9 protein-coding genes are annotated in these 11,675 nt (G+C 63.5%); 5 read left to right on the top strand and 4 right to left on the bottom strand.

Features of this window, described 5'->3' with window-relative positions; translation table 11 throughout:
- Positions 1 to 119 precede the first annotated feature (119 nt).
- The gene (ampD, locus tag B551_RS04700; protein WP_006577077.1) at positions 120 to 725 is read left to right on the top strand and encodes a 1,6-anhydro-N-acetylmuramyl-L-alanine amidase AmpD; all 606 of its coding nucleotides are present in this window, start codon (positions 120 to 122) and stop codon (positions 723 to 725) included.
- 504 nt (positions 726 to 1,229) lie between these two features.
- Positions 1,230 to 4,169: a ribonucleoside-diphosphate reductase subunit alpha gene (locus B551_RS04695; protein ID WP_023263578.1), complete on the top strand. Its 2,940-nt coding sequence runs from the start codon at positions 1,230 to 1,232 to the stop codon at positions 4,167 to 4,169.
- Between the two features lie 77 nt (positions 4,170 to 4,246).
- On the opposite strand, the gene B551_RS04690 is transcribed toward B551_RS04695, so the two are convergent.
- From B551_RS04690 to B551_RS26435, 4 genes are all read right to left on the bottom strand, one after another.
- A complete protein-coding gene (locus B551_RS04690; protein WP_006577078.1) occupies positions 4,247 to 5,449 on the bottom strand; it encodes a JmjC domain-containing protein in 1,203 nt (400 codons plus the stop codon).
- 9 nt (positions 5,450 to 5,458) lie between these two features.
- Positions 5,459 to 6,835 (bottom strand): hypothetical protein, encoded by a 1,377-nt coding sequence (locus B551_RS04685; RefSeq protein ID WP_006577079.1) that lies wholly within the window; start codon positions 6,833 to 6,835, stop codon positions 5,459 to 5,461.
- 66 nt (positions 6,836 to 6,901) lie between these two features.
- Positions 6,902 to 7,762, bottom strand: a complete 861-nt coding sequence (locus B551_RS04680) for an HEXXH motif-containing putative peptide modification protein (protein ID WP_253281323.1) — start codon at positions 7,760 to 7,762, stop codon at positions 6,902 to 6,904.
- Positions 7,763 to 7,837: 75 nt separating this feature from the next.
- Entirely contained in the window at positions 7,838 to 7,999 is a 162-nt protein-coding gene (locus B551_RS26435) for a hypothetical protein (RefSeq protein WP_172682437.1), read from the bottom strand.
- A gap of 662 nt (positions 8,000 to 8,661) precedes the next feature.
- On the opposite strand from B551_RS26435, the gene B551_RS04675 reads away from it, so the two are divergent.
- The 3 genes from B551_RS04675 to B551_RS04665 all read left to right on the top strand — a co-directional run.
- On the top strand, positions 8,662 to 9,867 hold the full coding sequence (locus B551_RS04675; protein ID WP_023263575.1) for a ribonucleotide-diphosphate reductase subunit beta: 1,206 nt from the start codon (positions 8,662 to 8,664) through the stop codon (positions 9,865 to 9,867).
- 131 nt (positions 9,868 to 9,998) lie between these two features.
- Positions 9,999 to 11,279 carry a DUF445 domain-containing protein gene (locus B551_RS04670; RefSeq protein WP_006579188.1) on the top strand — a complete coding sequence of 427 codons (1,281 nt, stop codon included), beginning with the start codon at positions 9,999 to 10,001 and terminating at the stop codon, positions 11,277 to 11,279.
- A 189-nt stretch (positions 11,280 to 11,468) separates the two neighbouring features.
- Positions 11,469 to 11,675: hypothetical protein (locus B551_RS04665; protein WP_043437411.1), on the top strand; the 207-nt coding region annotated here is incomplete at its 3' end.

The following is an 11,675-nucleotide window of genomic DNA, read 5'->3' as shown; positions in this document are numbered from 1 at the left end:
GTGCATCTGCCGCGCAGCGAGGCGATCGCCTATCAGGGCCTGCACTACTGCCGTGCCGGCCATCTCCCTGAAGCTCAGCAGCGATCTGGCGACCGCGGCGGCGACCCCGGCGGTTCCCCATGACCGCGCCGCTTCCGCCCCTGCTGCGGCTGGACGGCGCGGGCTGGGTCGAGGGCGCGCGCCGGGTGCCGTCGCCGAACTTCGATCCGCGCCCGCCCGGCATGCCGGTCGATCTGCTGGTGATCCACAACATCAGCCTGCCGCCCGGCGAATTCGGCAGCGACGATATCGAGGCGCTGTTCCTGAACCGGCTCGATCCGGCGCGCCATCCGTTCTTCGCCACCATCCACGAGGTCCGTGTGTCGGCGCATTTCCTGGTGCGGCGCAGCGGCGAGCTGCTGCAGTTCGTCTCGTGCGCCGAGCGCGCCTGGCATGCCGGCCAGTCGGCCTTCTTCGGGCGCGAGCGCTGCAACGACTTCTCGATCGGCATCGAGCTCGAAGGCTGCGACACGCTGCCGTTCGAGCCGGCCCAGTACGACACCGCGGCCGCGCTGTCGCGGCTGCTGGTGCGGGCCTATCCGATCGCGGCCGTGGCCGGCCACAGCGATATCGCCCCCGGCCGCAAGACCGACCCCGGTCCGTGCTTTGACTGGCCGCGCTTTGCGCAGGCCGCGGGACTCGCGCCGGCGATGCTGCCGTACCGTTGCGGCGGCGCCGCGGCCTAGCCGAAAACCCCGCGCCGGCGCGGGGCTATCGGAAGCGTGGCGCTAATCAAAAAAAATTCTTTCGTCGGTGCGCCAGCCGACAAAACGGCCGCAACCCTTGAGCCGCTTGGTCTGGCGGGGAGCCGGGGTGCCGGCGTGACGCCGGACCGGCCCGCGGACGCGCTTGTCAAGACTGGTCAACGCGATTCATTTCACTATACTTAGTCCAGCTTTTCGTCATGACCACTATATCTAGTGGTGCTTTCGGGGAGCCGACCTAGGCGTGCAGCGTCCGCCACGGGCTCGGCAGGTTGCCTTCGCGCCACGCGCGGCGGGCGTTTCCAGCCGGCCCGCAGCACGCGGCACCGGCGCGCCACACGGTCGGCACGTCACAAGAGCCCTCCACGGGAATGCAGCAAGGCAGTAATCCGGCACGGCATCGCCGCGCAGGGGATGTCTCTTTTTGCGCATTTTCCAGGGGCTCTTTGTCGTTGATAACACTGGTCACAAAAACAGGAGTGCTACATGCAGACGGCCCAACAAGACATCGCCGGCAAGGCCGGTATCGCCGCCGTGGCGCAGCCGAGCCCCGCCGCTGAGAACGCCGCTGGCAACTACCAGGATTACAAGATCATCCGCCGCAACGGCGCGGTGGTCGCTTTCGAGCCGAGCAAGATCTCGGTGGCGATGACCAAGGCCTTCCTCGCCGTCAACGGCGGGCAGGGCGCCGCTTCCGCGCGCGTGCGCGAGCTGGTCGAGCAGCTGACCCAGAACGTGGTGCGCGCGCTGCTGCGCAGCCGCCCGAACGGCGGCACCTTCCACATCGAGGACGTGCAGGATCACGTCGAACTGGCGCTGATGCGCTCGGGCGAACATGAAGTGGCGCGCGCCTACGTGCTCTACCGCGAGAAGCGCAACCAGGAGCGCGGCCAGGCCAACGCCCAGGCCGTCGCCCGCGTGGCGCAGTCCGTGGCCAACTTCAACGTCACCGACGGCGGCGTGACGCGTCCGCTGGATCTGGTCGCACTGCACGCGCTGATCGACACCGCCTGCGCCGGCCTGGGCGAAGGCGTCGATGCCGAGCCGATCCTGAAGGAAACGGTCAAGAACCTGTACGACGGCGTGCCGATGAGCCAGGTCTACGACTCGGCCATCCTCGCCGCGCGCACGCTGATCGAAAAGGACCCGGCCTACAGCCAGGTCACCGCCCGCATCCTGCTGCACACGATCCGCAAGGAAATCCTCGGCGAGGAAGTGACGCAGGCCGAGATGGGCAGCCGCTACGCGGAGTACTTCCCCAAGTTCATCGCCCGCGGCATCGAGGCCGAACTGCTCGACGAGAAGCTGGCGACCTTCGACCTGGCGCGCCTGGGCGCGGCGCTGGACGCCTCGCGCGACTTCCAGTTCAACTACCTGGGCCTGCAGACGCTGTACGACCGCTACTTCCTGCACGTCGACGAGACCCGCATCGAGATGCCGCAGGCCTTCTTCATGCGCGTCGCGATGGGCCTGGCGCTGAACGAGACCGACCGTGAAGGCCGTGCGATCGAGTTCTACAACCTGCTGTCGTCGTTCGACTTCATGTCGTCGACGCCGACGCTGTTCAACTCGGGCACCCGCCGCTCGCAGCTGTCCTCGTGCTACCTGACCACGATCTCCGACGATCTGGAAGGCATCTACGAGGGCCTGAAGGAGAACGCGCTGCTGTCGAAGTTCGCCGGCGGCCTGGGCAACGACTGGACCAACGTGCGCGCGCTGGGCTCGCACATCAAGGGCACCAACGGCAAGTCGCAAGGCGTGGTGCCGTTCCTGAAGGTGGTCAACGACACCGCCGTGGCGGTCAACCAGGGCGGCAAGCGCAAGGGCGCGGTCTGCGCCTACCTGGAGACCTGGCACCTGGACATCGAGGAATTCCTCGAGCTGCGCAAGAACACCGGCGACGACCGCCGCCGCACGCACGACATGAATACCGCGAACTGGATTCCGGACCTGTTCATGAAGCGCGTGATGGAGAACGGCGAGTGGACGCTGTTCTCGCCGTCGACCTGCCCGGACCTGCACGACAAGGTCGGCAAGGAATTCGAGAAGGCCTACCTCGGCTACGAGGAGAAGGTCGCGCGCGGCGAGCTGAAGCTGTTCAAGAAGATCCCGGCGATGCAGCTGTGGCGCAAGATGCTCGGCATGCTGTTCGAGACCGGCCATCCGTGGATCACCTTCAAGGATCCGTGCAACATCCGCAGCCCGCAGCAGCATGTCGGCGTGGTCCACAGCTCGAACCTGTGCACCGAGATCACGCTGAACACCAACGACAGCGAAATCGCGGTCTGCAACCTGGGTTCGGTCAACCTGGTCGCGCACCTGAAGCAGCAGGCCGACGGCAGCCACGCACTCGACCACGCCAAGCTCGAGAAGACCATCCGCACCGCGATGCGCATGCTCGACAACGTGATCGACATCAACTACTACGCGGTCGACAAGGCACGCAATTCGAACCTGCGCCACCGTCCGGTCGGCATGGGCATCATGGGCTTCCAGGACTGCCTGCACGTGCTGCGCGTGCCGTACGCCAGCGAAGCCGCGGTGCAGTTCGCCGACACCTCGATGGAGGCGGTCTGCTACTACGCCTACCAGGCCTCGACCGAGCTGGCCGAGGAGCGCGGCCGCTACAGCACCTATCAGGGTTCGCTGTGGGATCGCGGCATCCTGCCGCAGGATTCGCTGAAGCTGCTGGCCGAGGAGCGCGGCGGCTATCTCGAGGTCGACCAGTCGTCGACGATGGATTGGGACAAGCTGCGTGCCCGCATCAAGCAGCACGGCATGCGCAACTCGAACTGCATCGCGATCGCGCCGACCGCGACGATCTCGAACATCATCGGCGTGTCGGCCTGCATCGAGCCGACCTTCCAGAACCTGTACGTCAAGTCGAACCTGTCGGGCGAGTTCACCGTGGTCAACGACTACCTGGTGCGCGACCTCAAGGCACGCGGCCTGTGGGACGAGGTGATGGTCGCCGACCTGAAGTACTTCGACGGGTCGCTCGCCCGCATCGACCGCATTCCGCAGGACCTGCGGGACCTGTACGCGACCGCGTTCGAGGTCGAGCCGACCTGGCTGGTGGAGGCCGCCAGCCGCCGCCAGAAGTGGATCGACCAGGCCCAGTCGCTGAACATCTACATGGCCGGCGCCTCGGGCAAGAAGCTGGACGATACCTACAAGCTGGCGTGGATCCGCGGCCTGAAGACGACCTACTACCTGCGCACCATCGCCGCCACGCACGTCGAGAAGTCGACCGTGTCGCGCGGCTCGCTGAACGCGGTGTCCTCGGGCGCCGCCGCCGGCGGTGCCTCGGCCTCGTCGATCGACCAGGTGGCCGCCTCGGCCCCGGCGATGCCCGAAGCCGAAGGCGCGGTCTGCACGATGCGCCCGGGCGATCCGGGGTTCGACGAGTGCGAAGCCTGCCAGTAAGAGTGGCAGCAGAAGCCGGCCTGGCCGGTCTTTAAGAAAAACCCGTAGGCCGGACAAGGGCCTACGGGTTTTTTGTTTTACGAAGCGACGTCACGCGCAACAACGCGGTCGGGTCGGCACTCGATGTCCTTGCCGACAAGTCCCTTGTTCATCAGGCTTCGGAGCCGTTGCGACACGGCATTCCAATCCGCCTGATCGGATGCCAGATCATCTCCACGCATTCCGCCGAAATGTGGCAGCCGACATAGCACCGTATATTCGTCGTCCGTCAGCAGATGCGTTCGACCTAGCGCGTAAATCTTGACGGTACCGGCCCTTCGCTCGAGCGGTATCGCGTCGATCGGTATTCGCCGGTACATCGCCTCGCCGGTGGGCTGATTAAGAACCGGGAAATCTGCCTTGAGCCCTGCGTTCGCGTGGCCGGAACGATGGAAACGCAAGAACCTGTTCAGATTTTCGTTGCTGATCAGCGTGGTCATGAATTGCAGGCTGTCGTTAACCAGCGCCTGGAATGATCCGCCGTCCGGCCGAATATCGGTAAATGGGATTCCAAAGCGTTCCTGCTGCATGCCCCACGCGATGAAATCGGAAACGGTGGGGTAGACCAGGCTGACGGTCAGATGCAGGCTCGGCTCTCCGATCGAAATGACGTCGTGCCAGGTTCCTTTGGGAATGAACAGGATATCGCCGCGCGAAACGGTGATCGTCTCACCGGCCTTCAATGCCTCCGGATCGGACGTTTCGGTAACGAGAGCGTGCCGAAAACCATTGGGCGATTCAAGGAAGGTCCATTTTTTCCGGCCATCGATCTGTATGACAATGACGTCGTGGTCATCATTGTGTCGTCCAAATCCGGACGTGCTCCCAAACGACATGTAGGCGTTCGCACTCGATCGGACCCCTAAGGTGCCGCCCATTTGCTCCGTAAACTTCTCCACTGGCGGTGCGAGTTCGTTGACCGCCTCGAGTACGGCGGTTACCCCTTCCTCCATCAACCGGTGCAGTTCGCTGATCACCAGTTGATCGGTCCTTCTGCCGAATCGATCCCTGACTGGGCGAAATGCTCGCCTGTTGACGATGTCGTGATCCCTTTCCGTCGACAGGCGAAGCCGATCGTTGGTCAACCGGTTACACGACAGGCTGTCATTGAGGTCGTCCCAGGAAAACAGCTGCCGCAGCTCCGGGCCGGATGCCTGCATACGCAGGAACGTTCCGCCGTGACGGCTGGCCATGAATGCTTCGTCATGGAGCAGGCGGTGAGCCAGATCAATGTGTTTCACATTAGTCTCCTAGTGCCTGACCTCGACGATGGTCCGATCGAGGCAGCACTGGTCCAGCAGTTCATCCAGGGCTTCACGATTCGGACCATCGAGGTTGGCATCCCATTCATCGAGCAAAATCAGGTTGACGTCATCTAGCTGAAGCAGTTCTGCAATCGAGGCCCTCGTCCGCTCGCCACTGGACAGCGCTGAGAGGTCCGCTTTCCAGATCAGTTGATGATGCTGGGTCGGAAGCAGAAAGCTGCGCTCCTTGAACCGGTCTTTCAAGGCCAGCAGAATGGTGGATTTGCCGCTGCCGTTGGCGCCCGTGATGGTCAGGCGCCCGTTATGCGCGGCACTGATGATCCGGGTGGCCTCCTCGATGCCGGCTACCGCCTGACCGTTGATCTGGACCACGCCGCCAAGATTGAGCCCGTTCTCGCCCTCTCGCGGGATTGACCGCGCGGCATCGAGCAAGACCTGCAGCCGCGAATGGACCGACGAGAAATCCAGCGCCTTGTAGACAAGGGCACTGAGCGAATTGAGTACCAGAAAGACGCGGGTGAGGCTGACGATGATCGCTGCGACCACGCTGGCATCCGCATGCCCCCATTGCGTGACGTACAGGATCAGATAGACGGTCGGCAGCAACGAAGCTGCGGCCAGAACAATGTTGCCAATCTGTCTGGTGGCTTGCAGGCGGTCGGCGCAGCCATAAAAATCGGTCGCCGCGTCGCGGCGCTGCTGTTGCCACAGGCGCTCGTTGTGGCGATTGCCCAGCGTCAGGTTTTCCCATGCGCGGGCCAGCACCGATGCGTACCGGATGTAGTCTCCCTCGTAGCGGGCGGAAGCCCGGGATACGAGGTGCCGGGTGGCGAGCACGATGGCGGTACACAGCATCAGGCTGGAGATATAGCCGATCATCAGTGCCGAAGGCAGCAGCAGCCCGATGACCAGCATGCTCAGGACACTATTGAGCGTGAAGCTGATCAGATCATGGACAAACGTAATGTGGTCCCGCAACACCGGCAACGCATTGCTCGACAGTGCGGCACCGATCCGTTCCTTGAGCGCAGCATTGCGGAACACTTCGGTCCTGTCGCGCAGACATTCGATGAAAAACTGAACGACCGCCCCGTGGGCTTGATTGATCCACCGCTGCATCACGTACAGGGACAGGCAGCCAGGCAAATAGGGTATGGTCATGCTCGCGAGATAGAGGTAGAGCCATGGTCCGTATTCCCCGCCGGCCTGGAATCGGGTAATGACCCTGGTGAGGAAGTAGGTTGAGCTGGCGATGATCGCCTGGTGCAGAACGATCAGCCCAACGGCAAGCCAGGCGCTCCGGTGCAGCAGGATGATGCGCCAGGTGTTGCAGGCGGGCGCCGCAGGCGTGGGGCAGGTCACGGTTCTGTGCCGAGGGTTCATGATGCCGTCTAGCGCAGCGGTGCGTCGATGCGGTCACGCAGCCGCTCAGTGCGCGTCACTCGCCGCCGGGCTCAGTTCATCCAGTACGGATGCTGCCTGCCGCAGAAGCGCGGTCGCACGGGGCCGGAATGCTTCCGGATGGAGCGACAGGGTCTTCTTCGTCGACTGGATCGACTCGCGAAGCTGTTCCAGCATCAGATGGCTGGGGGGATGGACGCGTGGCGCCGCGGGATGTCCGGAGCACCGCTCGCGGAACAGAAGCACTTCGGCCGCAACGACGATGCTGTGGAGCACCTTGTCCATGGGACGTGGGGTTCTCAGGATGGCCGAGGCCGTCCACGTGTCCGAGTCGAAAAGAAGGGAATAGTTATAGTGTGCGTGACGCAGCTCATCCAGAAACATCGCATGATGTGTGAGCTCGTGTACGAGGATTTCCACGACATCGTCCGGCCCATAATCCGGCCTTGGATTCAACCATATCAACCCGATCGCCTGAGACGTCGAGCCACCCTTTGCAACGGCCGACGGTCGAAGCAGGATGTCCGTAACGATGATGTCGAACAACGCCGCATGTTGCGGGGATTGCAGCCCGAGCTGATGGATGGCATCGATCACGATGTCTTTTTGCCGCTCGATGTCGCGGTCGTCGTCGTCCGTGATGACGGATCCCTGGGCCTTGTCGTCCAGCAGGGAGTCGTTGCAGAAAAGCCGTGACAGTTGAACTTGTTTGGCGGCATCCATTACGAACATCGGCTTCAACGCCGACCCTGAAATGGGCCGCTGTTTCAATGTGTCCAGAAAATCCCGATACCGAGCCGCCAAGCCGGTGAGCGAAGCGCATTGTCTTGAGCCTTCAGGGTTCGTCGTCGCAGTCAATGTCAGAATGGTCTGGATCTGCGTGTCCATGCTGGTTTGAAATATCAAGGCGACCTCCAGCTCAAAGTGAGTGTGCCCGCCAGTTCGCGGGCACATTCGAAGCATTTAGACTTGGTCTTCGTACGCGATCATGTTTAGCGGTTGATTCATGTTCCAGGCGCGGCCCTCGATTTGTGATTCGACTTCGAGGGCGGCGAGCTTGACGTCCTGCTCGTCAATGAGCGCTGCCGATGCCTTTACGACTTGATCGAGTTCTGCTTTCGACATGATTGGCTCCAATGGTTGTGGTTGCCCTGGGTCGGGCGAACGGAATATGGCAGGGATCCGATTCGGACGAACGCTACGGCTGACAGGAATAAAGAAAGGCGCGGCGATTCTCTATACGAACGTGCTGAAAAACCTGATGAAGGCCTCTCTTTGTGCAAGTCGATCGATTTGCCACCCAGGGCCGGCAGCACTCCGCGGTGCGCGACCCGTCCACCCCGTCGAACATGACGAAGTCACGCACTCCATCCGATCCGCCATGCTGCAAGTGACGTGGACGACAATTCCCCGGGGCAGACGGAGCCTGCGGCCGGAGGGCACTACATCAGCGGAGCCACTACTACCAATAGTGTTTCAGGATGATCTCCCCACGATCAGTAGTATTTCTTTCGCCTCGCCGTTGGACACGAGTGCTACAATCGCACCCAGATCAACACCGTGATGGAGGGAAGTCGGATGAACGCTCGTTTCGTTCCATTCCAGCCACACGCGCGGTCCGAGAACCAGGCGGTGATAGGGCACCTGCGGGACCCCGCGCAGCCTGAAGCCGCCCCGGGCCAATAAGCCGCAAACGCTTCCGGCGCGACGCCGATCCTGACGGTTTGAGCGCCTGACGCAGGCGTTGTCGGATTGGCGCACCAACGCTTTCCACGGAGAACAACACCATGCTGAGCTGGGACGACGACGTTCAAGCCAATCCGCAGGCTGCCCCGCAGCCCGCGCCTCAACCCGCCCTGCAACCTGCCGTCGGCGCCGCCACCGCCGACCAGCAGGGCGTGCTGCCGCCCGCTGCGACGCAGCCGGGCGCCGGCATCCTCGGCAACAACCCGAACGCCGCGGCCGCGCAGAGCACGCGCCGCGTCAACGCCGCCGACAAGCGCGTGATCAACGGCGCCACCGACGTCAACCAGCTGGTGCCGTTCAAGTACAAGTGGGCCTGGGAGAAGTACCTGGCCGGCTGCGCCAACCACTGGATGCCGCAGGAAATCAACATGTCGCGCGACATCGCGCTGTGGAAGGACCCGAACGGCCTGACCGAGGACGAGCGCCGCATCATCAAGCGCAACCTGGGCTTCTTCGTCACCGCCGATTCGCTGGCCGCCAACAACATCGTGCTGGGCACCTACCGGCAGATCACCGCGCCCGAGTGCCGCCAGTACCTGCTGCGCCAGGCCTTCGAAGAGGCCATCCACACGCACGCCTACCAGTACATCGTCGAGTCGCTGGGGCTGAACGAGGCCGAGATCTTCAACGCCTATCACGAGGTGCCGTCGATCCGCGACAAGGACGAGTTCCTGATCCCGTTCATCGACACGCTGACCGATCCGTCGTTCAAGACCGGCACGCCGGAGAACGACCAGAAGCTGCTGAAGTCGCTGATCGTGTTCGCCTGCATCATGGAAGGCCTGTTCTTCTATGTCGGCTTCACGCAGATCCTGGCGATGGGCCGGCAGAACAAGATGACTGGCGCGGCCGAGCAGTACCAGTACATCCTGCGCGACGAGTCGCTGCACTGCAATTTCGGCATCGACCTGATCAACCAGATCAAGCTCGAGAACCCGCATCTGTGGACCGCGGAGTTCAAGGAAGAGATCGTCGGCCTGTTCAGGAAGGCGGTCGACCTCGAATACCGCTACGCCGAGGACACGATGCCGCGCGGCGTGCTGGGCCTGAACGCGCCGATGTTCAAGAGCTATCTGCGCTTCATCTGCAATCGCCGCTGCCAGCAGATCGGCCTCGACGCGCTGTTCCCGAACGAGGAAAACCCGTTCCCGTGGATGAGCGAGATGATCGACTTGAAGAAGGAGCGCAACTTCTTCGAGACGCGCGTGATCGAATACCAGACGGGTGGCGCGCTGTCCTGGGATTGAGGCAAGGTTGCACCGGCCGGCGGCGTGAAGCCAGCGGCCGGCAGCGACAGCATCGGTAAAGAGTGGGACGTTTCGGCCGAAACGTCCCATTTTTTTTACGCCGCCGGCTTCGCGCGGCGCAAGGAGACGCCATGCAGCAGGGCAGGAACGCCGGCAGGGAAGCCGAACTCAAGCGCATGCAATCGGTGGCGCTGGCATGCGTCGGCGTGGCGGCGGCGGTGTTCGTCGCCACGCTGTTCCTGCCTGCCACGTTCTGGGTCCGGCTGCTCCGGGCCGGTGCCGAGGCGGCGATGGTCGGCGGCCTGGCGGACTGGTTCGCGGTCGTGGCGCTGTTCCGCCGGCCGCTGGGCCTGCCGATCCCGCATACGGCGATCATCCCGAAGAGCAAGAACCGCATCGCCGACAATCTCGCGGAGTTCGTCCGCGACAAGTTCCTGAACCCTGAGGTCGTGACGGATCTGATCCGGCGCAGCGATCCTGCCCACTGGCTGGCTACCTGGTTCAGCGAGCCGGCCAATGCGCGCCGCATCGGCCAGCATGCCGCGAACCTGATGGGCGTGCTGCTCGATCTGGTGGACGACCGGCGGATCCAGGCCTTCCTCAACGATGCCGCGCGTACGGTCATTGGCCGCATCGATTTCTCGCAGGCGCTCGGTTCCGTGCTCGAGATGCTGACCCGCGGCGGCAGCCATCAGCAACTGCTCGACGCCGTGCTCCGGCATGCGATCGCCCTGCTGAAACGGCCCGAAACGCAGCAGTTGATCGCCCAGCGCGTGGTCAACTGGCTCAAGAGCGAGCACAGGTGGAAGCAGCTCGTGCTGCCGACCGAATGGCTGGGCGACAAGGCCGCCGAGGCGGCGCGCAGCAACGTGATCGACTTTCTCGACGAGGTGGCGCGGATGCCGGCGCACGAGCTGCGCGCGGCCTTCGACGACGCGCTGGAAGGCCTGATCGCCAGGCTCAAGACCGACGAGGCGTTCGTCAGGAAAGGCGAGGAGATCAAGGACTTCGTGCTGCGCAATCCCGAGCTCGCCGACTATGCGCAGAACGTGTGGGCCGCGCTGCGCGACTGGCTGTCGAACGACCTGGCGTCCAGCTCGCCGCAGCTGCAGCAACAGGTCGAACGCGTGGGGCTGTGGTTCGGCCGGAGGCTGTCGGAGGACCGGGAGTTGCGCCGCTCGATCAACGACCACGCCGAGTCGTTCGCCGCGGCGGCCGCGCCCCGGTTCGCCGACTTCCTGACGACGCATATCAGCCACACGGTGCGCAACTGGGACGCGACGGACATGTCGCGGCAGATCGAACTGAGCATCGGCCCCGACCTGCAGTACATCCGGATCAGCGGCACGGCGGTCGGTTGCTGCATCGGCATCCTGCTATTTCTGGTGTCGCATCTCGGCGAAATGTGGTGAGGCCCATCGTCGTGAGGCCCGCATCACCAACGCCGCAAGGAGTAGACCAAAACCGATAGTCTGCTGCCCTAACGCATGGTCGTACCTCTGCACCACGGGAACAATGGCTGCCATTCGATCCACCGGTCGATCCGACCGTCGAATCGATCCTTTGGCCCAGCAGCCTGATTCCACAGCGGGAGAGCCGAGATGACCATTCCCAGTATCCACCGCGGCATTGCCGCACCCTCCGCGCCGCAGCAGAGCGGCGCGATCCCTCCGGCGTCGACGACGCCGCTGAACGCCGGCATCCAGCTCGCCGTTCATGATGTGCACCAGCCCGAGCCATCGGGCCATGATGCCGCGCCGCGGCAGCGCAGCTGGCAACGCTTCCTCGAGCTGGCGCGGCGTCTGGTC

Origin of the sequence: Cupriavidus sp. HPC(L) (genome assembly GCF_000307735.3) — a bacterium.
Lineage (GTDB): Bacteria > Pseudomonadota > Gammaproteobacteria > Burkholderiales > Burkholderiaceae > Cupriavidus.
The sequence above is the reverse complement of the archived record's forward strand: the minus strand, read 5'-3'. Positions and strand labels throughout refer to the sequence as shown.

Excerpts from the sequence above, each read along its gene's own strand:
- ampD (WP_006577077.1), top strand. The coding sequence starts at position 120 with ATGACCGCGCCGCTTCCGCCCCTGCTGCGGCTGGACGGCGCGGGCTGG.
- B551_RS04695 (WP_023263578.1), top strand. The coding sequence starts at position 1,230 with ATGCAGACGGCCCAACAAGACATCGCCGGCAAGGCCGGTATCGCCGCC.
- B551_RS04680 (WP_253281323.1), bottom strand. The coding sequence starts at position 7,762 with ATGGACACGCAGATCCAGACCATTCTGACATTGACTGCGACGACGAAC.
- B551_RS26435 (WP_172682437.1), bottom strand. The coding sequence starts at position 7,999 with ATGTCGAAAGCAGAACTCGATCAAGTCGTAAAGGCATCGGCAGCGCTC.
- B551_RS04675 (WP_023263575.1), top strand. The coding sequence starts at position 8,662 with ATGCTGAGCTGGGACGACGACGTTCAAGCCAATCCGCAGGCTGCCCCG.
- B551_RS04670 (WP_006579188.1), top strand. The coding sequence starts at position 9,999 with ATGCAGCAGGGCAGGAACGCCGGCAGGGAAGCCGAACTCAAGCGCATG.